A 23,044-nucleotide genomic window follows, 5' to 3' on the forward strand; every position below is an offset into this window, starting at 1 on the left:
GATCCGGGCCGGAGAGCTCGCCAGGGCTCTTCGGGCCGGCACCGGGGGCTGAAGCCGGGACGGCGAACGGGCGATCGCCGGGAGTCCAGGGGCGGGCATGGAAAAGCCCGATCGCTGGCGACGGGGGATGCACCAGCGACCGGGTTGTGGTCAGCCTAACAAGGTGGCCTGTGCGGTGGGAGTCAACTTCTCGGCCGTCGTGAGCAGTTGTGATCGGGATCACTCAAAGGCGGTCAGGGGTGGGGGTGGATCAGGTGTCGCAGGGCGGGTCGTAGGCCAGGCGGGGGAGGTACTCGCGCCACTTGGCGGGCGTCAGGACGTTGCGGGTGACCGCGCAGATGCGGCTGACCGCCCGGTCGACGTCGAGGCTCCACAGGCGGACCGTGTCGGCGCCGCTGGAGACGCCCAGCATGTTGCTCCGCGGGCTGAAGGAGAGGAAGTTGCCCGTCTTGGCGTTGGGGCTCATGGACTGGCCGATGGGGTGGGCCGCGGACGGGGACGACACGTTCCACAGGCGGACCGTGTTGTCGTTGCCGCCGCTGGCCAGGGTGCGGCCGTCCCGGCTGAAGGTCAGGGAGACCACCGCCTCGGTGTGGCCGGTGAGGGCCGAGCCGAGGCGGGTCGCGTGGGCCGGGTCGGAGACGTCCCAGAGGCGGACCGTGTCGTCGTCGCTGCCGCTGGCCAGGGTGTGGCCGTCGGGGCTGTAGGCGAGGGTGTTGATGGGGCCCAGGTGGCCCTTCAGGGGGCTGCCGAGGGGCCTGGCACGGGTCCGGTCGGAGACGTTCCAGAGGCGGACGGTGCCGTCGGCGCTGCCGCTGGCCAGGGTCCTGCCGTCCGGGCTGAAGACGAGCGCGTTCACGTACCCGGTGTGGCCCCTGAGGGGCTCCCCGAGGCGCTTGGGGTGGGCCGGGTCGCTGACGTCCAGGAGCTGGACCGTGCGGTCGTCGTAGTCGGCGGCCACGGTCCGCCCGTCGGGGCTCAGCGCCAGCGCCTCCGAACCCGCGTACCGGGTGTCCAGCCGGACCGGCGCACCGTACTGGACGGGACGCGCGGGGTCCGAGACGTTCCACAGCTGTACCCAGCTGAGGTTGTTCTCACTGGTCAGGATGATCAGGGTGCGGCCGTCCCGGGTGAACACCATCGACCGCAGGTCCCGCGACCCGGTCGTGAACGGCGTGCCGAGCGCGGTGGGCCGGGCCGGATCCGTGATGTTCCACAGCCGCATCCGGCTGTCGCCGCCGCCGGTGGCCAGGACCCGGCCGTCCGGGCTGAACGCCCCCGCCGCGCCGATCATGTCCGAGCCCGGGATCGACCACAGCCGCACCTTGCCGTCACCGCTGCCGGTGGCGAGGGTGTGCCCGTCGGGGCTCCAGCCGACGGCGTACATCTCGCCGCTGCTGCCCGCGAGCGGCTCGCCCACCTGGGAGGGGAAGGCCGGGTTGCCGACGTTCCACAAGCTGGCCGTGGAGTCCGCGCTGCCCGCGGCGAGCATGGATCCGTCGGGGCTGAAGGCCACCGACCAGACGGGCCCGGTGTGGCCGGTGAGCGGTGCGCCGAGGGCCTTGGCGTGCGCCCGGTCGCTCACGTCCCACAGCCGTACGGTGTCGTCCTTGCTGCCGCTCGCGAGGGTGCGGCCGTCCGGGCTGAAGGCCACCGAGTGCACGGTCCCGGTGTGTCCCGTGAGCGGAGTGCCGACGCGCTCGGGGCGGCGGGGGTCGGACACGTCGTACAGGAGGATCGTGTTGTCGTCGCTGCCGGCCGCGAGGGTGCGGCCGTCGGGGCTGAAGGCGATGGAGCGCACGGCCTCGCTGTGGCCGGTGAGGGTGCCCAGCGCGGCGGGCCGGCGCGGGTCGTGCACGTCCCACAGGCGGACGGTGTGGTCCTCGTCGGCCGCGGCGAGCGTCTTGCCGTCCGGGCTGAAGGCGACCAGGTAGACGGTGCCGTCGTGGCCGGCCAGCGGGGAGCCCAGGGCGGTCGGGTGCTTCGGGTCGGAGACGTCCCACAGGCGGACCGTGCCGTCGTCGCCGGCGCTGGCCAGGGTCTTGCCGTCCGGGCTGAAGACCGCGCTGGAGACCCAGCTCGTGTGGCCGAGCAGGGGCTTGCCCAGGGGCTTCGGCCGGGTCGGGTCGCTCACGTCCCACAGCCGGACCGTGCGGTCGTAGGCGGCGGTGGCCAGGACCTTGCCGTCGGGACTGAAGGTGGTGAGGTAGACGGCGCCGGTATGACCGAGCAGCGGGGTGGCCAGCGGGGCGTTGACGATGGAGATCAGGCGGTTGTTGGCGCCCTCGTCGTCCTGGCGCAGGTTGTGGGCCACCAGGTCGAGCTGAGCGGAGAGCGACGGGTCGGAGTACTGGAAACGGTCGGCCTCCGCCACCACCTGCTCGAAGACCGCGTCGTCCCGCTGCTGCCGGGCGATCACGGCGGAGCCGGCCGCCAGCAGCGCGAGCACGACCAGCGCCGACACGGCGGCCCGGCTGAGCCAGACCGTGCGCCGGCGCAGCCGTACCGAGGCCGCCAGGAACTCCACCGCGCTGCGGGTCAGGAAGGTGTCACCGGCGGACTTCGCCCAGGTGTGGGCCTGCTCCAGGCGGGATCCCCGGTAGAGCAGCGCGGAGTCCTGGGACGACTCCTCCCAGGCCCGGCCGTCCTCCTCCAGGCGCTGGCGCAGCAGATTGCCGTTGCGGTCCTCGTCGAGCCACTCGCGCAGCCGGGGCCAGGCGTGCAGCAGCGCCTCGTGGGTGATCTCCACGGTGTCCGCGTCGAGGGTCACCAGCCGGGCCCGCACCAGGGCCTCCAGCGACTCCTCCGTCTTGTGCGGGTCGGTGGACTCCGCGGCCAGCTGGCGTCGGGTGCCGCGTCTACGGGTCGCCTGGGTGTCCTCGCCGAGCCGTACCAGCCGGAGCAGGAGCAGCCGGGCGGCGGTGCGGGCGGCCGGGTCCAGGCTCGACCAGGCGCGTTCCGCGGTCGCCGCCACGGCGCCCTGGATGCCGCCGGCCGCCCGGTAACCCGCCAGTGTCAGCCGGCCCGCCTTGCGGCGCTGCCAGGTGGCGAGCAGGGCGTGGGAGAGGAGGGGGAGGACACCGGCGTCATGGGCGCCGCGCGGGCCGTCCGCGCTCACCTCACGGACGATCAGCTCGGCGAGACCGGGCTCCAGCTCCAGGCCCACGGCCTTGGCGGGCGCGGTCACGGCCTCGCGCAGTTCGGCGGTGGTCAGCGGGCCGAGCACCATGTGCCGGTGCTGGAGTGCGTCGGCCAGCTCCGGGTAGCCGAGGCACTGCTCGTAGAAGTCGGCACGGATGCCCAGGACGACCAGTGCGGGGGCCGGTTCTCCGGGGACGGAGGGGGTGCTGGCCGCGTGCAGGAGCTGGACGAAGGACCGCCGGTCCGCCTCGTCGGCGCAGAGGGTGAAGGTCTCCTCGAACTGGTCGACGATCAGGACCGGGCGGGCCGGCAGGCCCGGACGGGGTCGCGAGGGCGGTCGTGTTTCACGTGAAACATCGACGGTTGATCCGGCAGCCGTCTGCCCGTGCACCGTGTCCCCGGACACCGTGCGCTCAGTCGCCGTGTGCTCGGTCGCCGTGCGCTCGGCCCCTGCTTCCTGGCGGGCCCAGGCCGTGACCGCCCTGCGTACGGCGCCGGGATCGTCGAGGTCCGTCGGCTCGGCCAGCTCGGGTATCCGGCGGGTCAGCTCTTTGACGGGGTCCGCACCCGGGACGAGCTGAAGTACGCGGCGCGGGCGGTCGCGGTCCTCGTCGGCGGCGAGGGCGCCGCTCTGGAGCGCGGTGACCAGGCCGGCGTTCAGCAGTGAGGACTTCCCGGCGCCCGAGGCGCCGACCAGCATCACCAGACCGCCCTCCGCCTCCGCGGAACGGAGCTGGGCGACCAGTGCGTCGGTACTGCGTTCCCGCCCGAAGAACCAGCGGGCGTCCTCGCGGCGGTAGGAGGCCAGGCCCCGGTAGGGGCAGACGCTGTCGACCGGCGGCGGCTGCTCCGTCTCCTCGGCCTCCGGCGCGGGCAGGTCGCCGACCGGATCGGCCACGGCCCGCGCCCACAGCTTCTGCCACTGGACCATGTCGTAGAGCCCGGCGGACACCGGCGTCGGCTGGGCGCGGCGGGCCTGCGGGATCAGGACCTGGAGGACGGCGGAGAGGGCGACGAACTGTGCGGGCACGTTCTTCGCCCGCCGCCAGTCGCTGATCCGCTGGGCGGAGACCCGGACCGGCCGGCCCCGCTCGTCGACGCGATGCAGTCGGTCCACCGCCTCGGCGACGCGCTTGAGCGGAGGATTGCCGGCCTCCTTGTACAGCAACGCGAGGCGTTCCGCGAAGGCTGTCCGTGCCCCTGCGTCGGGACCCAAGGCTCTCCACCCCTTACTTCCGCCGCTGCTGGCCATCCGGACCGGAAAACCCACTTTATACGGCTGACCTGCGGCGAAGCCCTGGACCGGACGTCCTGCCCTCCTCATCCGGGCCCCTCGACTGGCAGGATTTCACCGCAGTAACGCGGTGATCGGGGGCGTCCCGACCGGCCGACCAGCTCAGCATGCGCAGGGACAGCTCACGGCACCGCACGTTCTCGGTCACCTTCGGCCGGCGGCCCTTCGCCGGAGTGGCCGTACCACGCGAGCTGCTCCCGTCCCACTGAGCCGGCGTCCGGCACAGGCGGCGGCCCTCCACCTCCCGCGCCGTTCGGCACCGGTCCCCACGTGGGGAGGGACCGGTGCCGAACGGCACGGGATCACATCCAGCCGGCCGTACGTGCCGCCTCGACCGCGTGTTCCTCCGTGGCGTCGGCCTTCGCGGTCAGGGCGGCGTCCTGTCCCGCCGCCGTACCGCCTGCCGCCGTCGCCGCGGCCTGCGAGGCGGCGAGGGCCGCGCGCAGGGCCGTAGCCGTCTCGGTGCGGTCGTCCAGGGCGGCGGCCACCTGTGCGGCCAGTGCCGCGGTGGCGGCGGCGTTGCGGGCGCAGCGGGCGTCCGCCGCCGGGTCGGGTGCGGTACCGGTCAGCGTGGTGAGCGACTGGGCGGACAGCCGCAGCGCGTTCGCGGCCCGGCCCACCGGACCGGTCGGGACGGTCTGCGCCGCGTCGGGGTCGATCCCCGCGTGGCGGCAGGCGGCCACCGCACGCTCGTACGCGCTGCGGGCGCGGGCCGCGTGCAGTTTCCTGAAGGCCTCTGCCGAGAGGGACTCCGAGGGGTCGGTCGTGTCGGTCGTCATCTGTGCCTCCTGGCCGAGGGGTGCCGTGCTGGGGCAGAGCGTCGCCGCGGGTACGTGGGGGCCGGTCGCACGGTTCCCCGCGCCCCTTCGGGCGCGTCCGCGCTAGCCGAACAGTCCCAGTGCCGAGTCCAGCGACCAGCTCTGCCAGCTCATGGCGAACAGGCCGACCACGGAGATCAGGGCCATCATCAGGTTCTGCCCCTGTTCCGCCCAGTCGTGGATCATGAGGACCAGGTAGATCAGGTTGAGCAGGAACCCGGCCGCCAGCGCGATCGGGGTGAGGAGGCCGGCGACCAGTCCGAGGCCGAGGGCGAGCTCCGCGTAGGCCACGACGTGGGCCATCAGGCGGGGGCGCGGCGCGACGACGGTGTCGAAGCCCCGCCGGACCACCGGCCAGCGGTGTTTCTCCGCGACACCGGCCGCCCACCGGATGCCTCCGCCGCCGAACCACTGCTTCTTGTCCTTGTGCCGCCAGCTCTCCAGCCACCACAGACCGAGCCCGATGCGGAGCACCGCGAACCATTCGGCACCGTTCAGCAAGGCTGATCGCATCCCGCACCCTCCCCGGATCCCCAGGACCATCTATCTGACGGTTCGTCAGTTCAGCGGAAGGCGGCGCCCGTCGCAAGGGGGAGGGCGGGACGAACTCCGGGCGACAGGCGCCGGACGGCGGGCGGGGCGCGGTGGGCCTTGCTGGTGCGGGCTCCTGGGCCTAGCCTGAATGCCGACGGTTTATCTGATGGACCGTCAGATAAACTCGGAACTCCGCAGGCAGCAGGGGGTAGGCATGGCAGAGAACGCGACCGGCACCCAGGATCTGCCCAGGGTGATCAGCGTGGACGACCACGTGATCGAGCCCGCCCACCTCTTCGAGCGGTGGCTGCCGGGCAAGTACCGCGACAAGGGGCCCAAGCCCTTCACCGCCGGCATCGGCGAACTCGCCTACGTCGGCGGCAAGTACCGCTTCACCACCGACCCCGCGGGCCAGACCACCGACTGGTGGGAGTACGAGGGCCTGCTCTTCCCGTACAAGCGGATCATCGCGGCCGTCGGCTTCTCCCGGGACGAGATGACGCTCGACGGCATCACCCGGGAGCAGATGCGGCCCGGCTGCTGGGACCCGAAGGAACGCCTCAAGGACATGGACATGAACCATGTCGAGGCCTCCCTCTGCTTCCCCACCTTCCCCCGCTTCTGCGGGCAGACCTTCGCCGAGGCCGACGACAAGGAGGTCGCGCTGGCCTGCGTCCGCGCCTACAACGACTGGATGGTCGAGGAGTGGTGCGGGGACAGCGGCGGCCGGCTGATCCCGCTGTGCCTGATCCCGCTGTGGGACATCGACCTGGCCGTCGCCGAGATCCGGCGCAACGCCGAACGCGGCGTCCGCGCGGTCACCTTCAGCGAGATCCCCACCTACCTGGGCCTGCCGTCCATCCACTCCGGCTACTGGGACCCGTTCTTCGCGGCCTGCGAGGAGACCGGCACGGTCGTCAACATGCACATCGGCAGCAGCTCGCAGATGCCGGCCGCCTCGCCCGACGCGCCGCCCGCCGTCCAGGCCTCGCTCAGCTTCAACAACGCCATGGCCTCGATGATGGACTTCCTCTTCTCCGGGGTCCTGGTGAAGTTCCCCCGGCTGAAACTCGCGTACAGCGAGGGCCAGATGGGCTGGATCCCGTACGCCCTGGAACGCGCCGACGACGTCTGGGAGGAGCACCGCGCCTGGGGCGGGGTGAAGGACCTGATCCCCGAGCCGCCCTCGACGTACTACTACCGGCAGATCTTCTGCTGCTTCTTCCGGGACCGGCACGGCATCGAGGCGATCGAGACGATCGGCGTGGACAACGCCACGTTCGAGACGGACTACCCGCACGTCGACTCGACCTGGCCGGAGACCAAGCGGGTGGCCCAGGAACACGTGGGCGGACTGGACCCCGAGGTCGCGTACAAGCTGCTGCGCGGCAACGCGATCCGGATGCTGGAGCTGCCCTTCACATAGGTCGAAGGGCCGGTTCAGCGGGTCCCCTGCTGGGCAGGGGACCCTCCATGAAGGTCTCCGTCGATGCCGACGTCTGTTACGGGTCGGGCGAGTGTGCCTTCCGGGCACCCGCCGTGTTCGGTTTCGAGGACGGGTACGGTTTCGTCCTGCCCGGACGCGAGGAGCCCGGGGACGAGGACGAGCTGATCCGGGACATCGCCGAGCGCTGCCCGTCGCAGGCGATCCGGATCGACGGCAAGAAGGTCACTGACTAGCGGATGCGCAGCACCGGCACGGAACTCACCGAACTCCTGGCCACCCTCGGCCGCGGCTACGTCCGCGACTTCCCGGGCCCCTGGGGCAAGACCCTCGCGGCCCGCGCGCTCAACCCCTACCTGCGCGACCATCCCCGCCGGCGCGTCGTCGAGACGCTCTCCGGCGACCGGTTCGCGGTCGACACCCAGGACCTCATCCAGCGCTACCTCTACCTCTTCGGGGTGTGGGAGCCGCACATGACCCGCTGGCTGCGCGGCCGGCTGGCGCCGGGGGACTGCTTCGTCGACGTCGGCGCCAACATCGGCGTCTTCAGCGTCCTCGCCTCCCGGCTGGTCGGGGAGCAGGGCCGGGTGGTGGCGGTCGAGGCCTCCCCCGCCTTCCACCGCCGCCTGGAACAGCAGAGCGCGCTCAACGGATGCCGGAACATCCGCGCGGTCAACGCCGCCGTCTCCGACACCCACCGCACCCTGACCTTCGTGCTCGCCAGCTCCCGCAACATGGGCGCCAACAGCATCGTCCCGTGGGACGGCCCGGCCGAGTCCAGCTTCGACATCGAGGCCGTACCGCTGCCGGAACTGCTCCGGCCGGAGGAGATCGGGACCGCGCGGGTCGTCAAGATCGACGTGGAGGGCGCCGAGGGCGCGGTGGTGCGCGGGCTCGCCCCGCTGCTGGAGAAGCTCCGCCCGGACGCCGAGATCACCGTCGAGGTCACCCCCGACCGGATGGCCCAGCTGGGCGACTCCGCCGACGACCTGCTGCGCACCATGACCGACGCCGGCTACCACGTCTACCGGCTCGCCAACAGCTACGCGGCCGACAGCTACCCCCGCGCGCTGTACGGCGAACCGGTGGTCCCGGTCCGCTGGGACCGCCCGGTGACCGAGGAGAGCGACCTGGTGTTCTCGCGGGTGGACGCCGCGACCCTGTGAGGAGGGGCGCCGCGGCACGCTCCCGTGGACGTCAGCCGTACCGCCAGCCGAGTGCCGCCAGGGCCCGGGCCCTGGCGGCCACGACCGTCATCCGGGCCTCCCGCTCCACCGGGTCGGTGTGCGCGGGGCGGCCGGTGACCTGACCCTCCCACTTGCGGTAGAGCAGGCCGACCTCCGCCGAGAACCAGCCCCGGCTGACGGCGTCGAGGGCGAGCAGCAGCCCGGTGTCCTCGGAGGCGGGCAGCGCCATCCAGCCGCCGAGGGCCAGCAGCAGCTCGCGGCGGACGCAGAGGGTGGCCGGATGCACCTGGGCGCGGAAGTCGTTCGCCGACCAGTGGCCGAGCACCGTACCGCGCTCGATCGGGCCCTCCTCCGGGTCGCCGGGGAAACCGGCCGTGGAGCCGTCCGGCAGCAGGTCCAGGGCCCGTGAGGTGGCCCAGCCGAGGTCGGGACGGGACTCCAGCGCGGCCAGGTCGCGGCCCAGCGCGCCGGGCGCCAGCTGGTCGTCGGCGTCGAGGACCTTGACGTACGGCCCCTGCGCCCGGGCCAGCGCCATGGTGCGGGCGACCCCGGGGCCACCGGCGCGGCCCTGCCGGAACGACACCCGCGGGTCGTCGGGGACGTGGGCGCGGACCTCTTCGCTGTGTCCGTCCTCCTGGACCAGCCACTCCCACTCCCACCCGTCCGGCAGCCGCTGCTCGCACAGCGACCGGTACGCCTCGGGCAGGAAGCGGGCCGACGGCGCGTGGACCGCGGTGACGACGGTGACGCGCCGGGTCACGGCAGCGCTCACCACCTCTCCAGGTGTGTGGTGAAAAGCAGCTCGGTACGGTCGCCGGGGAGCGTGACGGCGGTGATGTCGACGATGCGGTCGTGGGTGTCGTACGACGTCTTGCGCAGCAGGATCACCGAGGTGCCGGCCGGCAGGTCCAGCTCCCGGGCCTCCTCCGGCGTCGGCGGCCGGGCGGTGAAGCGCTCCTCGACGCGGTCGACCTCGATGCCGACGGTGTGCAGCTGGTTCTGGGTGCCGCCCGGCCAGGGTTCGTTGGCCTCGTCCAGCAGGTCCGGGTTGGCCGCGATCAGGTCGCGGACGAGGTAGGAGGTCACCAGGCTGAAGGGGGCGGTCTCGGCGGCGTGCCGGGTCCGGTAGGTGCGCTCCAGGAGCACGGTGCCCTCGGGCACCCCGAACGCGTCGGCCAGGTCGCTGGGCGCGGTCAGCTCTCGGTAGCGGGCGAAGAACACCAGGTCGTCGATGACCAGGCCGGTGTCGCGCTCGGTCGCACCGGTCTCGGCGCGGGTGGCCTCCGGCATGCGGGCGCGGTCCTTCTCCCACTGGTGCCGTCCGTTGTCGCGGACCGCGCGGGTGCGCGGGCGGCGCACGAAGGTGCCGCTGCCGTGCCGCTTGTCGATCAGTCCCTCGGCGCTCAGCAGCCGCAGGGCGTTCTGGACCGTCGGCACGCTGCGGCCGTAGCGGCGGGCCAGCTCCGCCTCCGAGGGGAGCCGGGCGCCCGGCTTGGGCTCGCCCTGCCGGATGGAGCGGCGGAGATCGTCGGCGATCTCCTCGTAGGCCTTGGGCACATGATCAGCGTACGACTCCTGAAGAGGAGTTGAGGAGTCGGGAGGGAGCAGAGAGGTGGTCGGGAGGGAGTCGGGAGACCCGTCCGTGGACGTGCGGAGGCCCGCGGCCGGATAGATCCCGGTCGCGGGTCTGTGTCGCAGTAGGCGCTGGTACGTACGCAAGTCGCCCTGCGCCGTTGCGTCCGATCCGTCTCCAGCCTGGGCTGGTCAGCAGTCGAGCGGTGCCGCGGGGGGTTCGGCCGGGTTCTCCGACTCGGTGGTGTCCACGGGGCGCTGGCGGCAGCTGGGGGTCTTGCCGTGGGCCTCGGCCCGGATCCGCTGCTTCATCGTGGGCGGGAGGGACCTTGCCTGGGACCAGAGCCAGTGGGTCTGTGCCGGGATCGTCACCCGGTCCGTGCCGTGCTCCTCGCCCGTGCTGTTGCGCGGGGTCTCGGTCTGCGGTACCGCGGCGGCGGTGGCGGCGGAGACGAATCCGAGCGCCGTGCACAGCGCGAGGAAGGCGGTGACGATGGCGGTCCACAGCTTCATGACCTTGGAGTTCCGGGCCATGGCCCCTCACTTTCGGGTTGGGCGATTTGCGTACTTTCCTCATGATGTGTATGGGGGTCGCGAAGTGGGGGACGTCGGCCTGTGGCGCGTCGATGTTCTGATGAACACCACACGGATGGGTGCATGGCGTGGGAAAAATCCCAAGAAAGGGTCATGAACGCAGTCGAGGGGGAGCAAAGTAACCGTCCGTGGGGGTGTGATCACCCTCCGATCGGAGCGGTCCGACCTTGTGCAACGCCTTGCGGCGGACCGGAGTTGGGGGTCGGAAGCCAGGTCACCGATCGGTATCGGTCGGTGTGTATAGTCGGGCGCCAGAGGTCCCCTACGTCAAGGAAGAGACGAGGTCGCGCGGTGAAGAAGCTTCTCCTGGTCGCACTGGCCGCCATCGGCGGGCTCCTCGTGTACCGCCAGATCCAGGCGGATCGCGCCGAGCAGGATCTGTGGACGGAGGCGACTGACTCCGTGCCCACGGGTTCGTGAGTACCGACAACAGACGACACTGAGACCCCGACCGCCGGCGCGGTCGGGGTTTTGCGTTGCCGGGACGGCCGCGCGGTGCGTTGCGGGGGTTTCACGGGGGGCGTTTCGGACGGTCGTGCGGATCGTCGGGTGGCGCGGAGGCGGGCGGGGCAGTATGGGGCCCGGCCGGGCCGTGACTCCGGCGGTCGGCGGACGACGACTGGGGGCGCGCGTGACACGGCGGTGGCGTACGGCGGCATGGCGGGGCATCTGCGTGACGGCCGCCCTCGCACTGACGGCACTGCTGCCGGCCACCGGCGCCTCGGCCGCCTCCGCGGACGGTGACGGCGGTTACGCCTTCGCCCCCGACGCCCGTACCGTCACCGGAGCGGCGAGCACCACGGACGCCGTACCGCTGGACCCCGGCACGACCTACCGCAGCACCCTCCCCGACAAGGGCGAGCGGTACTTCCGCCTCGAACTCACCGCCGGCACCACGGCCTACGTCCCCGTCACCGCCGTTCCGCCCGCCGCCGCGACGGTCTCGGCCAGCGACGGCATCGAGGTCTCGATCGAGGACGCCAACGGCACCGCCTGCGACTACGACAGTGCCCGCTTCGGCGCCGGGCTCAGCCCCCGGCCGGTCACCGCGGTGGGGCGGCGGGACGCGGGCAAGGCGCTGTGCCAGGGCGCCGGCACCTACTACGTGGTCGTCGAGCGGGTCGTGTCCGGCTCACGGACCACCACCCCGGGCAGCTGGGACCTGGAGATCGCCCCCGTCACCGAACCGGCCCTGGCCAGGGCCGGCGCCACCACCGCCCCCGAGGTCTGGAACTCCGCGTCACCCGAGCCGCTCACCTCGGACCCCCGCCACCGCACCGGGGGCGCCGGCTTCAGCACGGCCCGCACCCTGGACCAGGGCGTCTGGCAGACCGGCATCACACCCGGCCAGACCCTCTACTACGCCGTCCCGGTCGACTGGGGCCAGCAGCTCCACGCCACCGTCGACCTCGGCAGCTCCGGCGGCGACGCCCGTGGCTATGTCAGCGCCGCGCTCAACCTCTCCCTCTACAACCCCGTCCGCGGCCCCGTCGACGACGTCTCCCTCGGCTACGACGGCACCCAGAAGTCGTCCTCCCTCGACCCCCTGCCGCCCGTCGCCTACGCCAACCGGTACGCCGCCTCCGGCACGGAGAACGCCGTCCGCTTCGCCGGCGCCTACTACCTCGTCGTCCACCTCACCGGGCAGACCGCGGACACCTTCGGGCAGGGGCCGTACGGCGTCACCCTCCGGGTCCGCGTCGACGGCACCCCGAACTCCGGTCCCGCGTACGCCGGTTCATCCGTCCCGAAGGGGATCTTCGGCGTGTCCTGGGACCGAGGCGGCCTGTTGGCAGCGGGGGGCGACGACGACACGGCGATGCGGGCGCTCGCGGCCGGCGGCATCGGCACGGGCACCGCCCTGCTGCTCGTCCTCGGCGTGTGGACCCTGACCGCGCGGCGCGCTCAGAGCCGGGTCAGCGCCCAGAAACCGACGGCGTAGCAGGCCAGCGCGAGGAGAAGGATGGGCACGGCCGCCTTGGCGGGCGGCCCGGGCCGGGGCGCCCGCCGCCGCCGTCGTCGGCCGTGGGTACGGACCGACGGCGTCGCGGTCTGCGGGTCCCGCGCGGTGTACGTGGCGGTGGGGGTGGGGGTGGGGGTGTCCGTGTGCGACGGCTGGACCGGGGGGAGCGGCTGCGCGGGCGGCCAGGGCGTGTGGGGCTGCGCGACCTGGGCGGCCTGTGGCCGGGAGTAAGGCGGGTAGGGCGTGGCCGGGCCGGGCCGCCCGGTGGTGGGGGTCGGGCTGACCGGCGTCCTGGGCGGGGGGAGCCGGAAGCTGCCGGTCTCGGACATGGAGACGGGGGCCGACCTGTCGACGCCCTCCGCTCCCGCCCGGGCCCCCGTCCCCGTCCCGTCCTCGGCCCCGGGTGCCGCGGTGGCCGGGCCCGCTCCCGACGCCGGGCCCTGTCCCGCCCCGGCTGGCGTGGCCGGTCTCGCACCCGGACCCGTGCCTGAGCCGGGTGCCGAGCCCGTACCCGAGCCCGTCCCCGTGCCCGCCGCGGCGGCCGGTTCCTGAGCGGCCCATTCGTCGGCGGCCTGCCGACCCGGGACGGCTGCGGCCGCCCGCGCCCCCGTCACGGTCGTCGTGTCCGGACCCGGTGCCGCCGGACCCGGTGTCGCCGCTCCCCGAGCCCCCGTCCCTGGACCCGTCCCTGGATCCGTCCCAGAACCCGTCCCTGAACCCGTCTTCGTCCACGTCCCCGGCGCGTCAGAGCCTGTCGAAGCTGTCGAAGTCCCCGGCGCCCCGTGCGCCGTGTCGACCCCCGAAGCCAGCCGCACCGGACCCGTCGGCGCGAACCCCGGGGGCAGCGGGCCCAGTTGGTCGAAGATCTCGATCGACTCGTTGTCGGCGTCCGTCTCCGGGAGGAGCTCGCGGGCCTCGGCGAGGGCCCTGCGGGCTCCCGTGGCCGTGCGGAAACGGGCACGCGGGTCCGGCTGGAGAAGACTGGCGACGACCTGCCAGAGCGGGTCCGGGATGCCCTTGGGCGCTCCTGGGGTGCCGTGCTCGGCGAAGTGCTGGACGAGCGCCTTGGCGTCGGGCTTGGCGCCCTCCAGGAGATACAGGGCGACCAGGCCGACGGCGAACAGATCGGCCGTGAAGTCGGGCTCGGCGCCCAGGAGTTGCTCGGGTGCGATGTAACCCGGCGTACCGACCACGAGGTTGGTCTCGGTCAGCCGGGCCTCGCCGAACCGCATGGCGATGCCGAAGTCGGACAGGCGCAGCCGGGGACGGGCGGTGCCGGTCGCTTCCAGCAGGATGTTCGCGGGCTTGATGTCCCGGTGGACCACACCCTCGCCGTGCACCGCGGCGAGGCCGGCGAGGAGCTGGTCGAGGAGGGTGCAGACGAACAGCGGGGGCAGGGGACCGTAGTCCCCGACGAGGTGGACCAGCGAGCCGCCGGCGACCAGGTCCATCGTGAACAGGACCTTGTCGTCGTCGGCGGCCCAACTGGCCGGAGCCAGCACATGGGGATGGTCGATGCGCAGCGCCTGCTCCCGCACGAAACGCAGGAGCGCGTGGGCGTCGCTCTGCTGGAGCACCTTGGCCGCCACGTAGCGCTTGCGCCGGTGGTCCCAGGCACGCCAGACGGCGCCCACTCCGCCATGACCGATCGGGTCGGCCAGTTCGTACCGGCCCGCGAAGACCTCACCCATGACTGCCCGTACCCCTCCCCCTCGGGTTCCCCTGCCACCCCCCTTGCCTGTTACCCCCCTTGCTTCCCCCGGATGAGCGATACGACCCCTCTCGCGTGACCCCCTCTGCCAGAGCCTGGCCCCGCCCGGTTCACCGGACCCCCTCCGGTGTGCCGGGCCGTGGCTCAGCTCTGGTGCGACTGGTAGTGCGTGACCGCGTCCGACGTGCGGCCGGCTCCGTAGACCCGGAGGAACTCCGCCAGCTCCGGGTGGGTCGGAGCGAGCGTGTCCGCCGCGTCGATGATGTCGCCGGCGGCGGCCACCGAGCGCAGCAGCGACTGGATCTCCCGGACCACCCGCTTGACGGTCGGCGCCCCCGAACCGCTCGTCGTCTGCGTGGTGTTGCTGAGCACCGAGCCCCCTTGGGACTTCTTGATCTCGTCCATGCGCTCGGTCGCCTCGGCCGCGCTCACGCTGCCGTCCGCGACCTGAGCCGAGAGGTCCTGGAGCAGCTGCACCCGCTGGACCACGGCCGGGTTGCCGATCTTCGCCCGCTGTCCGCTCATCAGCTGCGACAGCATGGGCGCGGACAGTCCGAGGACCGCCGCGAGACGTGCCTGGTTGAGCCCCAGGTCGTCGATGAGCTTACGGAAGAGCGCCCCCAACGGCTCTCCGTACCAGTTCCGCTGCAGCTCCCGCGCTCTGGCGGTGGCTTCCTGCTGTGCGGCGTCCATTGCGTCTCCCCATCGCTTCCCCAAAAAAACCACGGTTCGCTACAGCGAACCCCGTCGAGCATCTTACGGAGAGTGGTCATCTGCGGGGACCCCCAATCTTTTTGCGAGGTTCGGGGGGTGACCCGGTACTCTGGTCTGCGGCACCGACCCCGCGGATCTTCCGCTGGCCGGTCGCTTCCCGTACGGGGCCTTAGCTCAGTTGGTAGAGCGCCGTCTTTGCATGGCGGATGTCAGGGGTTCGACTCCCCTAGGCTCCACTCGTACAGCCCCTCTGACCTGCGGAAACGCGGTCAGGGGGGTTCTTTTCTGCCGATTTTCCGGGCCGGTGTGGCCGTGTGATCGACCGACGTGTCCGGAGCGGCACCGACCAGGCCGCTGCCGTAGGCGGGGCCGCGCACTGCCGTGGCCCGGTCTCTCCCGTCGGCCGTGCGGTGCGGGGCAGCCGCTCGAAGACGGCCGCGAAGTCGTCCGGTGAGACACGGAATTCGGGTCGGTCGCTCCTCCCATGGGAAACCCCCCTGACCTGCGTGAAGCGCGGTCAGAGGGGTTAAGCGTCCGCCGGGGCGGGCGGACGTCTGGTTTCACGTGAAACGGGGGCCGCCGAAGAGCGGTCCGGCGGGCTCAGCGGTTCTTGTCGTCCCGGGAACGGGAACCGTGCTCCTCCGCCTCCTTCGCCTGGACCTCGGGGTCCAGGGGAGAACTGCCGTCCACCGAGCCTAGGCGGCCCGCGTCCGGGACCTCCGTGGCGGCCGGCGGCTCGACCAGCCAGTCGGGGTTGGCCTGCTTGTCCCACCACTTCCAGGCGGCGAAGGCCGCACCGGCCAGCACGCCGAACACCGCGAACGCCTTGAACGCACGGCCGCACGACGAGCGCCGCTGATTCCGGCGGGCCAGCCTCTCGATCTCCTCGGCCGACACGTTGCCGCGCAGCGCGGCCAGCGCCGCGGCACCCCGCGCGGTCGCCTCGTCACGGACCGGACCGGCCGCCGCGACCGCCTGCTCGATCCTCGGACGCGAGTAGTCGGCGGCCTGCCGGGCTGCCTTGCGCGTCAGGTCGGCGGCGTCGTGCGCGGCCTGGTCCATCTTCGGCGGCACATGGGTGAGGGCCTGCTCCAGGCGCGGCACGAGACGGGCGTCGTACTGGACGCGGGCCTGCTCAGCGGCCTGCGACACCACGGGCGCGAGCCGTACGCGTGCCTCTTGTGCGTAGTACGCGGCACGCTCCTTGGCCGTGTCGGCATAGGGCGCCACCGCTTCCGCGGCGTGCCGCACGCTGTCCTTCGCCGAACTGGTCGCGGCGCGCACGCTGTCTTTGCGGGTCACGGGTTTCCTCCTCCTCGGTGGCGTACGGTATTTCGACTTTCCACCCTTTTACGGATCATGCCTGTCCGCAGGCCGGGAGGCGCGCGAGGACGGGCATACGGGTGCAACCAGAGCTAAGAGGGGCTTGTCGACGACAATGCCACGGATCGGCGCCATGCGCCCCCGCATCGCGGAAGGGGTTCCGCAAGTGATTCGTGAGGATCTGGGCCGGGACGCTCCGGCCGGGCATCGGACCCGCCGTACCGTGCGAGGATCGTGGGCACTGAATCCGAGCACAACGGAAGGCGGACCGTGGCCGAGCAGCTCTACGCCACCCTGAAGACCAGCCTCGGCGACATCGAGGTCCGGCTCTTCCCGAACCACGCGCCCAAGACGGTCAGGAACTTCGTCGAACTGGCGCAGGGTGAGCGTGAGTGGACCCACCCGGCCACCGGCGCCGTCTCCACCGACCCGCTCTACGACGGCACCGTCTTCCACCGGGTGATCAGCGGCTTCATGATCCAGGGCGGCGACCCGCTCGGCTCCGGCATCGGCGGCCCGGGCTACAAGTTCGAGGACGAGTTCCACCCCGACCTGCGCTTCGACCGCCCCTACCTGCTCGCCATGGCCAACGCCGGCCCGCGCACCAACGGCTCCCAGTTCTTCATCACGGTCAACCCCGCTCCCCACCTCAACCGCAAGCACACCATCTTCGGCGAGGTGACCGACCCGGCCGGCCAGAAGGTCGTGGACAGCATCGCCGTCGTCCCCGTCAGCGGACCCAACAAGCGGCCGGTCAACGACGTCGTCCTCGACACGGTCGTCGTCACGAAGCGCGCCGGCTGACCGGGTACGAAAGGGAAGCACCCGAAGGGAACCAAACGCCCCGCTCGTCCGTAAGGATGGGCGGGGCGGAACACTGCCCACGACGAGCGAGGGGACCCCATGGAGGACCAGGCGACAGGCAGCGCGCGCGACGCCCACAGCCTGCCCAAGTGCTACCGGCACCCGGACCGGGAGACCGGCGTGCGCTGCACCCGCTGCGACCGCCCCATCTGCCCCGAGTGCATGGTCAGCGCCTCCGTGGGCTTCCAGTGCCCCGACTGCGTCCGTGGCACCACCGCCGGCCAGAGCGGCCCGCCCGCCGCCGCCTCCCAGCCCCGCACCCTCGCCGGCGGCACGATGACCGCCGACCCACGGCTGCTCACCAAGATCCTGATCGCCGTCAACATCGCGGTCTTCTTGGTCCAGAAGTCCGTCGGAGACGACTTCACCAGCCGTTTCGAGCTGTTCGGCCAGGCCTGGATCACGCAGAACGGCGGGCTCGAAGGCGTCGCGCAGGGGCAGTACTACCGCCTCCTGACCGCGACGTTCCTGCACGACCCCTCGAACTACATGCACATCGTGTTCAACATGCTGAGCCTGTGGTGGATCGGTGGCCCGCTGGAGGCCGCGCTGGGCCGCGCCCGCTACCTGACGCTGTATTTCGTCTCCGGCCTGGCCGGCAGCGCGCTCACCTATCTGATCGCCGATCCCGCCAGCCCTTCGCTCGGCGCGTCCGGCGCGATCTTCGGCCTCTTCGGCGCGACCGCGGTGCTCATCCGCCGGCTCAACTACGACATGCGGCCGATCATCGCCCTGCTGGTGATCAACCTCATCTTCACGTTCAGCGGCGGCATCGCCTGGCAGGCCCACATCGGCGGCCTGGTCGCCGGTGTCATCACCGGCTACGCGATGGTGCACGCCCCGCGCGAGCGGCGGAACCTGATCCAGTACGGCACGTGTGCGCTGGTGCTGGTCGCGGCCGTGGTCATCACGGTCGTCCGGACCGCACAGCTCACCTGAGCCTGCGCCTGATCACGGCGGCGCACCGCACCGATACCGAACCGTTGTCCACAGTCGGTGGCGGATCTTGTGCACAACGTGCGCGCACAACTGCGCCCCCTCCGACTCACCTGCGTTGTCGCAGGTCAGGGAGGGGGCGAGCGGTACTGCGGTGGGTGTTGTGGTAGTCGTACCGGCGTCAACACCCGACTGGTTATCCACAGATCGTCTTCTTTTCCCCAGGTCCATGCACAGGCCTGTGGATAACTCAGCGGATAACCCTGGGCAGAGCTACTTCCACTGCGTGGAGACGCCGAAGCCGGCCGCGATGAAGCCGAAGCCCACGACGATGTTCCAGTTGTCGAGGCTGTCGATCGGCATCGAACCGTCGGTCACGTAGAAGACGACGATCCAGGCCAGCCCGATGAGGAACATGGCCAGCATCACCGGCGCGACCCAGGCACGACTGTTGAGCTTGATGGCGGTCGCCTGCTTCGCCGGGGGCGGCGTGTAGTCGGCCTTCTTGCGGATACGTGACTTCGGCACGAGGGTCTCTCCTGTCGATGCGCTGCGTGGCCGCGCAGGTAACTGGGTCGGGCTCGGGGCAGCGTACAAGGGGACAGTAAGGGCAGACTGAGCGCTCCCCCGGGCGTCCGTTAGCGTAGTGCTTCCGTGGCGCTGAAGGAGATAAGGGTACGTTGAGCAATTCTGCCGACTCCAACGCGACCGGATCAACGGGTTCCGGCCCGGCCGATGAGGGCGGTTCCCGGCCCGGCCCCCGGCCGCGCCTCCGTCCGGTGCGGATCCTCACCGTGGGCGTCTTCGCTCTGGCCGGTCTGCTCTTCTTCACCAGCTTCAACACGGCCAAAGGCACCGACATCCGCTCGGACGACAACCTGCTCAAGCTCTCCGACCTGATCCAGGAGCACAGCCGCAAGAACAAGGAGCTGGACGAGTCCAACGCGAGCACGCGCGACCAGAACGAGAAGCTCGCCAAGCGCGACGACGGCTCCACCAAGGCCCAGGACGACCAGCTCGCGGGCCTGGAGAAGGACGCGGGCACCCAGAAGCTGACCGGCAAGGCCATCACCGTCACGCTCAACGACGCCCCGCCGAACGCCACCGCCAAGCTTCCGGGCTACCCCGAGCCGCAGCCCGACTACCTGGTCATCCACCAGCAGGACCTGCAGGCCGTGGTGAACGCCCTCTGGCAGGGCGGCGCCCAGGGCATCAAGGTCATGGACCAGCGGCTGATCTCCACCAGCGCCGTGCGCTGCGTCGGCAACACGCTGATCCTCCAGGGCCGGGTCTACTCGCCGCCGTACAAGATCCAGGCGATCGGCGACCCGGCGAAGCTGCAGAAGTCGCTCGCGGACTCCGAGGCCATCCAGAACTACATGGTGTACGTGAACGTGTACGGCCTCGGCTGGAAAGTGACCGAGGACGGGACGGTGACTCTGCCGGGCTACTCGGGCACAGTGGATCTGCACTACGCGAAGCCCGTGAAGTAAGCGGAGTAAGTGGAGTAAGCAGCTCGTCACTTTCTGGAGCCGCCGGTGCGCGTGATCGTCAGGACCGTCAGCGAGCTCTGCATCACCGTCGGCACGCTCATCGTGCTCTTCGTCGCGTACGTGTTGTTCTGGACCGGCGTGAAGGCCGACAGCGTGATGCACGACCAGATCGACCAGTTACAGCGGCAGTGGTCGGCGAAGGCCACGGTGCACCCCACGGCGACGGCGACCGCCGCACCCGTGACACCCGCCGCCTACCACTACGGCAAGCCCTTCGCGATCATGTACATCCCCCGGTTCGGTTTCACGTGGAACAAGCCGGTCCTGGAGGGCACCGGCACCGATGTGCTGAAGAAGGGCCTCGCCCACTACGCCCGGACCGCCCGGCTCGGCCAGGTGGGCAACTTCGCGGTCGCCGGCCACCGGCGCACCTACGGCGACCCGTTCCTCGACTTCCCGAAGCTGCGGGTGGGCGATGCGATCGTCCTGACGGACGGGACGACCTGGTTCACGTATCGGATCGACAAAGGCCCTTACAAAACAGTTCCGACGGACGTTGAAGTGATCGACCCTGTGCCACGTAAGTCGGGGTATACGCGTCCGGGGCGCTATCTCACGCTGACCACGTGCGATCCGGAATGGGGGCACAGCCATCGGCTGATCGTCTGGGCGCACTTGGACTCCACACAGCCCGTGGAGTCAGGCAGACCCAAGGCGCTGCGCCGTTAGTCTGGTGCAGTACGGCGGGTTTCTGGTGCCGTGGTGGAACGGAAGGGACGGCATGTACGGCTGGATCTGGCGGCATCTGCCGGGCAACGCGTGGGTGAGAGCGCTGATCTCACTCCTGCTCGTCCTGGCCGTGATCTACGTCCTCTTCCAGTACGTCTTCCCCTGGGCCGAACCGCTGCTGCCCTTCAACGATGTGACGGTGGACAACCAGTGAGCGCGCGGATTCTCGTCGTCGACAACTACGACAGCTTCGTCTTCAACCTGGTCCAGTACCTGTACCAGCTGGGCGCCGAGTGCGAGGTGCTGCGCAACGACGAGGTGTCGACGGCGCACGCCCAGGACGGCTTCGACGGGGTACTGCTCTCACCGGGTCCGGGGACACCGGAGGAGGCCGGCGTCTGCGTGGACATGGTCCGGCACTGCGCCGCGACCGGGGTCCCGGTCTTCGGTGTCTGCCTCGGCATGCAGTCGATGCAGGTGGCGTACGGCGGTGTGGTGGACCGGGCGCCGGAGCTGCTGCACGGCAAGACCTCGCTGGTCGAGCACGGCGGCAAGGGCGTCTTCGCGGGCCTGCCCTCGCCCTTCACGGCGACCCGGTACCACTCGCTGGCCGCCGAGCCGGCCACGGTGCCGGCCGATCTTGAGGTGACCGCCCGCACCCACGACGGGATCATCATGGGGCTCAGGCACCGTGAACTGCCGGTGGAGGGCGTGCAGTTCCACCCCGAGTCGGTGCTGACCGAGCACGGGCACCGGATGCTGGCCAACTGGCTGGTGGAGTGCGGTGACCAGGCGGCCGTGGCGAGGTCGGCGGGGCTCGCCCCGGTGGTGGGCAGGGCCACGGCGTGACCGCGCTGCGCCCCGAGCGCGAGACCGGTGCCTCGTACGGGGATCAACCGTACGAGGGGTCAGGCGCGGGCGCGCTCGGGGAGACGGCGTTTCTCCCGCCGATCCAGGAGCCTCCGGCGTTTCTCCCGCCGATCGACGAGGAGACCGTCGCGCTGCGGATCCCTGATCCGCCGCCCATATCGGCTTCTGCGGGCACGGCAGCCCCTTCCGGCACTGGAACCCCAGGAGGCGGCCGAGCGGCCCGCAGAAAGGCCGCCAAGCGGCGTGGCGGGCGGCACGGCAGCGCACCGGAGTCGGCGGCGCAGGAGAACACCGCGCTGAACCCTGCGCTGAACCCTGCGCTGAACCCTGCGCCGAACAACGCTGCGAGCACCGCGGCGGGCCGGCCGCTCTCCCGGGTCGAGGCCCGTCGCCAGCAGCGGTTGCGCAAGCCCAGCCCGGCCGTCATGGCGAGCCGGGCGATAGGCGAGGTGTTCATCACCACCGGCGTGCTGATGCTGCTGTTCGTCACGTACCAGCTGTGGTGGACCAACGTCCGCGCCCACGCCCAGGCCGGCAGCGAGGCCAGCAGTCTCCAGAAGGACTGGGCGAGCGGCAAGCGCGCCCCCGGTGTCTTCGCGCCCGGGCAGGGCTTCGCCATCCTGCACATCCCGAAGCTGGACGTGGTGGCGCCGATCGCCGAGGGCGTCAGCAACAAGAAGGTCCTCGACAAGGGGATGGTCGGGCACTACGGCGAGGGCGCGCTGAAGACCGCGATGCCGCAGGACAAGACCGGCAACTTCGGTCTGGCCGCGCACCGCAACACGCACGGTGAGCCGTTCCGGTACATCAACAAGCTTGCGGCCGGTGACGCGGTCGTCGTCGAGACGCAGGACGAGTACTTCGTGTACAAGGTGACGTCGATGCTGCCGGTGACGTCGCCGAGCAACGTGAGCGTGCTGGACGCGGTGCCGAAGGGTTCGGGTTTCACCAAGCCGGGCCGGTACATCACACTCACCACCTGCACACCGGAGTTCACCAGCAAGTACCGGTTGATCGTGTGGGGCAAGATGGTCGAGGAACGCCCGCGCAGCAAGGGCAAGCCAGACGCGCTCGTCGAGTAGGGGCAGAAGAACAGTGGCAGCGACCGCCGACGACACCGAAGAGCAGACCGACGCGCCGGACGCGGCGTCCGTGCCGGGGCGGCGGCCGATCGGCCGGATCGCCATGGCGGTCAGCGTCTTCGGCGAACTCCTGATCACGGCGGGCCTGGTGCTCGGCCTGTTCGTCGTCTACTCGCTGTGGTGGACGAACGTGATAGCGGACCGCAAGGCCGACCGGGCCGGTGACAAGGTCCGGGAGACCTGGGCCCAGCAGGACACCGGTCCCGGCGCGCTGGACACGAAGAACGGCATCGGCTTCCTGCACGTGCCGTCCATGAAGAACGGCGAGGTCCTGGTCGAGAAGGGCACGTCGACGGACGTCCTGAACAACGGCGTGGCCGGCTACTACACCGACCCGGCCAAGGCCATGCTCCCCACCACGGGCAAGGCCGGCAACTTCACCCTCGCCGCCCACCGCGACGGCCACGGCGCCAAGTTCCACAACATCGACAAGGTGAAGGTCGGCGACCCGGTCGTCTTCGAGACCCGCGACAACTGGTACGTCTACAAGGTCTACGACATCCTCCCCGAGACCTCGAAGTACAACGTCAAGGTCCTCTCCCAGGTCCCCGTGGAGTCCGGCAAGACCAAGCCGGGCCACTACATCACCCTGACCACCTGCACCCCGGTCTACACGAGCCGCTACCGCTACGTGGTGTGGGGCGAACTGGTCCGCGTGCAGAAGGTCGACAGCGAGCGGACCCCGCCGAAGGAACTGCGCTGAGACAGCGCGGGG

Annotated in this window: 23 protein-coding genes and 1 tRNA gene; 14 read left to right on the forward strand and 10 right to left on the reverse strand. The window is 71.2% G+C overall.

Annotated features, from left to right (window positions below):
• Nucleotides 1–250: 250 nt before the first annotated feature.
• The 3 genes from ACGF5O_RS18000 to ACGF5O_RS18010 all read right to left on the reverse strand — a co-directional run bounded on the left by ACGF5O_RS18000 (nt 251) and on the right by ACGF5O_RS18010 (nt 5,766).
• The gene (locus ACGF5O_RS18000) at nt 251–4,393 is read right to left on the reverse strand and encodes a hypothetical protein (RefSeq protein ID WP_393810832.1); all 4,143 of its coding nucleotides are present in this window, start codon (nt 4,391–4,393) and stop codon (nt 251–253) included.
• A 344-nt stretch (nt 4,394–4,737) separates the two neighbouring features.
• Complete coding sequence (locus tag ACGF5O_RS18005; protein ID WP_393810833.1) at nt 4,738–5,214, reverse strand: hypothetical protein; 477 nt, start codon at nt 5,212–5,214, stop codon at nt 4,738–4,740.
• 102 nt (nt 5,215–5,316) lie between these two features.
• Nucleotides 5,317–5,766: a DoxX family protein gene (locus ACGF5O_RS18010; protein WP_393810834.1), complete on the reverse strand. Its 450-nt coding sequence runs from the start codon at nt 5,764–5,766 to the stop codon at nt 5,317–5,319.
• 235 nt (nt 5,767–6,001) lie between these two features.
• On the opposite strand from ACGF5O_RS18010, the gene ACGF5O_RS18015 reads away from it, so the two are divergent.
• Genes ACGF5O_RS18015 through ACGF5O_RS18025 form a run of 3 tightly spaced genes read left to right on the forward strand, consistent with a single transcriptional unit; the run spans nt 6,002 to nt 8,397 of the window.
• Nucleotides 6,002–7,213 (forward strand): amidohydrolase family protein, encoded by a 1,212-nt coding sequence (locus tag ACGF5O_RS18015; RefSeq protein WP_362580618.1) that lies wholly within the window; start codon nt 6,002–6,004, stop codon nt 7,211–7,213.
• Between the two features lie 47 nt (nt 7,214–7,260).
• Nucleotides 7,261–7,467, forward strand: a complete 207-nt coding sequence (locus ACGF5O_RS18020) for a ferredoxin (protein ID WP_393810835.1) — start codon at nt 7,261–7,263, stop codon at nt 7,465–7,467.
• Nucleotides 7,468–7,470: 3 nt separating this feature from the next.
• Entirely contained in the window at nt 7,471–8,397 is a 927-nt protein-coding gene (locus tag ACGF5O_RS18025) for an FkbM family methyltransferase (protein WP_393810836.1), read from the forward strand.
• A 31-nt stretch (nt 8,398–8,428) separates the two neighbouring features.
• On the opposite strand, the gene ACGF5O_RS18030 is transcribed toward ACGF5O_RS18025, so the two are convergent.
• The 3 genes from ACGF5O_RS18030 to ACGF5O_RS18040 all read right to left on the reverse strand — a co-directional run bounded on the left by ACGF5O_RS18030 (nt 8,429) and on the right by ACGF5O_RS18040 (nt 10,524).
• Nucleotides 8,429–9,190: a glycosyltransferase family 2 protein gene (locus ACGF5O_RS18030; protein ID WP_393810837.1), complete on the reverse strand. Its 762-nt coding sequence runs from the start codon at nt 9,188–9,190 to the stop codon at nt 8,429–8,431.
• A complete protein-coding gene (locus ACGF5O_RS18035; RefSeq protein ID WP_393810838.1) occupies nt 9,187–9,975 on the reverse strand; it encodes a GntR family transcriptional regulator in 789 nt (262 codons plus the stop codon). Before ACGF5O_RS18035 ends, ACGF5O_RS18030 begins: the two co-directional genes overlap by 4 nt.
• A gap of 207 nt (nt 9,976–10,182) precedes the next feature.
• Complete coding sequence (locus tag ACGF5O_RS18040; RefSeq protein ID WP_393810839.1) at nt 10,183–10,524, reverse strand: DUF6344 domain-containing protein; 342 nt, start codon at nt 10,522–10,524, stop codon at nt 10,183–10,185.
• A 351-nt stretch (nt 10,525–10,875) separates the two neighbouring features.
• Between ACGF5O_RS18040 and ACGF5O_RS18045 the strand changes: the two genes are divergently transcribed.
• Both ACGF5O_RS18045 and ACGF5O_RS18050 read left to right on the forward strand, forming a co-directional pair.
• Complete coding sequence (locus ACGF5O_RS18045; RefSeq protein ID WP_003999697.1) at nt 10,876–11,004, forward strand: DLW-39 family protein; 129 nt, start codon at nt 10,876–10,878, stop codon at nt 11,002–11,004.
• 211 nt (nt 11,005–11,215) lie between these two features.
• Nucleotides 11,216–12,526 carry a hypothetical protein gene (locus ACGF5O_RS18050; protein WP_393810840.1) on the forward strand — a complete coding sequence of 437 codons (1,311 nt, stop codon included), beginning with the start codon at nt 11,216–11,218 and terminating at the stop codon, nt 12,524–12,526.
• Here the strand turns inward: ACGF5O_RS18050 and ACGF5O_RS18055 are convergent.
• Both ACGF5O_RS18055 and ACGF5O_RS18060 read right to left on the reverse strand, forming a co-directional pair.
• Complete coding sequence (locus ACGF5O_RS18055) at nt 12,490–14,238, reverse strand: protein kinase (protein WP_393810841.1); 1,749 nt, start codon at nt 14,236–14,238, stop codon at nt 12,490–12,492. The two genes, ACGF5O_RS18050 and ACGF5O_RS18055, sit on opposite strands and share 37 nt — an antisense overlap.
• Before the next feature lie 164 nt (nt 14,239–14,402).
• Nucleotides 14,403–14,951 carry a DNA-binding protein gene (locus tag ACGF5O_RS18060; protein WP_089100435.1) on the reverse strand — a complete coding sequence of 183 codons (549 nt, stop codon included), beginning with the start codon at nt 14,949–14,951 and terminating at the stop codon, nt 14,403–14,405.
• Nucleotides 14,952–15,135: 184 nt separating this feature from the next.
• Between ACGF5O_RS18060 and ACGF5O_RS18065 the strand changes: the two genes are divergently transcribed.
• Nucleotides 15,136–15,208, forward strand: a tRNA-Ala gene (locus ACGF5O_RS18065).
• Between the two features lie 364 nt (nt 15,209–15,572).
• Here ACGF5O_RS18065 and ACGF5O_RS18070 read toward each other — a convergent pair.
• On the reverse strand, nt 15,573–16,274 hold the full coding sequence (locus ACGF5O_RS18070; RefSeq protein WP_393810842.1) for a DUF5324 family protein: 702 nt from the start codon (nt 16,272–16,274) through the stop codon (nt 15,573–15,575).
• Between the two features lie 291 nt (nt 16,275–16,565).
• On the opposite strand from ACGF5O_RS18070, the gene ACGF5O_RS18075 reads away from it, so the two are divergent.
• Both ACGF5O_RS18075 and ACGF5O_RS18080 read left to right on the forward strand, forming a co-directional pair.
• Nucleotides 16,566–17,099, forward strand: coding sequence for a peptidylprolyl isomerase (locus ACGF5O_RS18075; RefSeq protein ID WP_393811087.1), 534 nt, complete (start codon nt 16,566–16,568; stop codon nt 17,097–17,099).
• Nucleotides 17,100–17,198: 99 nt separating this feature from the next.
• Nucleotides 17,199–18,098 (forward strand): rhomboid family intramembrane serine protease, encoded by a 900-nt coding sequence (locus ACGF5O_RS18080; protein WP_393810843.1) that lies wholly within the window; start codon nt 17,199–17,201, stop codon nt 18,096–18,098.
• Nucleotides 18,099–18,368: 270 nt separating this feature from the next.
• Here ACGF5O_RS18080 and crgA read toward each other — a convergent pair whose 3' ends face one another.
• Nucleotides 18,369–18,623, reverse strand: a complete 255-nt coding sequence (gene crgA / locus ACGF5O_RS18085) for a cell division protein CrgA (protein WP_393810844.1) — start codon at nt 18,621–18,623, stop codon at nt 18,369–18,371.
• Nucleotides 18,624–18,775: 152 nt separating this feature from the next.
• On the opposite strand from crgA, the gene ACGF5O_RS18090 reads away from it, so the two are divergent.
• Genes ACGF5O_RS18090 through ACGF5O_RS18115 form a run of 6 tightly spaced genes read left to right on the forward strand, consistent with a single transcriptional unit; the run spans nt 18,776 to nt 23,032 of the window.
• Nucleotides 18,776–19,588 (forward strand): DUF881 domain-containing protein, encoded by an 813-nt coding sequence (locus tag ACGF5O_RS18090; protein WP_393810845.1) that lies wholly within the window; start codon nt 18,776–18,778, stop codon nt 19,586–19,588.
• Between the two features lie 45 nt (nt 19,589–19,633).
• Complete coding sequence (locus ACGF5O_RS18095) at nt 19,634–20,317, forward strand: class E sortase (protein ID WP_393810846.1); 684 nt, start codon at nt 19,634–19,636, stop codon at nt 20,315–20,317.
• Nucleotides 20,318–20,369: 52 nt separating this feature from the next.
• Nucleotides 20,370–20,531, forward strand: a complete 162-nt coding sequence (locus ACGF5O_RS18100; RefSeq protein ID WP_393810847.1) for a hypothetical protein — start codon at nt 20,370–20,372, stop codon at nt 20,529–20,531.
• The gene (locus ACGF5O_RS18105) at nt 20,528–21,166 is read left to right on the forward strand and encodes an aminodeoxychorismate/anthranilate synthase component II (protein WP_393810848.1); all 639 of its coding nucleotides are present in this window, start codon (nt 20,528–20,530) and stop codon (nt 21,164–21,166) included. Before ACGF5O_RS18100 ends, ACGF5O_RS18105 begins: the two co-directional genes overlap by 4 nt.
• Nucleotides 21,163–22,269 carry a class E sortase gene (locus tag ACGF5O_RS18110; RefSeq protein ID WP_393810849.1) on the forward strand — a complete coding sequence of 369 codons (1,107 nt, stop codon included), beginning with the start codon at nt 21,163–21,165 and terminating at the stop codon, nt 22,267–22,269. The genes ACGF5O_RS18105 and ACGF5O_RS18110 overlap by 4 nt, the downstream gene beginning before the upstream one ends.
• A 13-nt stretch (nt 22,270–22,282) precedes the next feature.
• The gene (locus ACGF5O_RS18115) at nt 22,283–23,032 is read left to right on the forward strand and encodes a class E sortase (protein WP_393810850.1); all 750 of its coding nucleotides are present in this window, start codon (nt 22,283–22,285) and stop codon (nt 23,030–23,032) included.
• The last annotated feature ends 12 nt before the right edge of the window (nt 23,033–23,044 follow it).

The organism is Streptomyces sp. NPDC048291, assembly GCF_043201715.1.
Lineage (GTDB): Bacteria > Actinomycetota > Actinomycetes > Streptomycetales > Streptomycetaceae > Streptomyces.

What these genes read in the sequence shown, in the direction of transcription:
- ACGF5O_RS18060 (WP_089100435.1), bottom strand. Translation starts at nt 14,951, where the DNA reads ATGGACGCCGCACAGCAGGAAGCCACCGCCAGAGCGCGGGAGCTGCAG.
- ACGF5O_RS18015 (WP_362580618.1), top strand. Translation starts at nt 6,002, where the DNA reads ATGGCAGAGAACGCGACCGGCACCCAGGATCTGCCCAGGGTGATCAGC.
- ACGF5O_RS18005 (WP_393810833.1), bottom strand. Translation starts at nt 5,214, where the DNA reads ATGACGACCGACACGACCGACCCCTCGGAGTCCCTCTCGGCAGAGGCC.
- ACGF5O_RS18055 (WP_393810841.1), bottom strand. Translation starts at nt 14,238, where the DNA reads ATGGGTGAGGTCTTCGCGGGCCGGTACGAACTGGCCGACCCGATCGGT.
- ACGF5O_RS18010 (WP_393810834.1), bottom strand. Translation starts at nt 5,766, where the DNA reads ATGCGATCAGCCTTGCTGAACGGTGCCGAATGGTTCGCGGTGCTCCGC.
- ACGF5O_RS18080 (WP_393810843.1), top strand. Translation starts at nt 17,199, where the DNA reads ATGGAGGACCAGGCGACAGGCAGCGCGCGCGACGCCCACAGCCTGCCC.
- ACGF5O_RS18100 (WP_393810847.1), top strand. Translation starts at nt 20,370, where the DNA reads ATGTACGGCTGGATCTGGCGGCATCTGCCGGGCAACGCGTGGGTGAGA.
- ACGF5O_RS18000 (WP_393810832.1), bottom strand. Translation starts at nt 4,393, where the DNA reads ATGGCCAGCAGCGGCGGAAGTAAGGGGTGGAGAGCCTTGGGTCCCGAC.
- ACGF5O_RS18040 (WP_393810839.1), bottom strand. Translation starts at nt 10,524, where the DNA reads ATGGCCCGGAACTCCAAGGTCATGAAGCTGTGGACCGCCATCGTCACC.
- ACGF5O_RS18020 (WP_393810835.1), top strand. Translation starts at nt 7,261, where the DNA reads ATGAAGGTCTCCGTCGATGCCGACGTCTGTTACGGGTCGGGCGAGTGT.
- ACGF5O_RS18025 (WP_393810836.1), top strand. Translation starts at nt 7,471, where the DNA reads ATGCGCAGCACCGGCACGGAACTCACCGAACTCCTGGCCACCCTCGGC.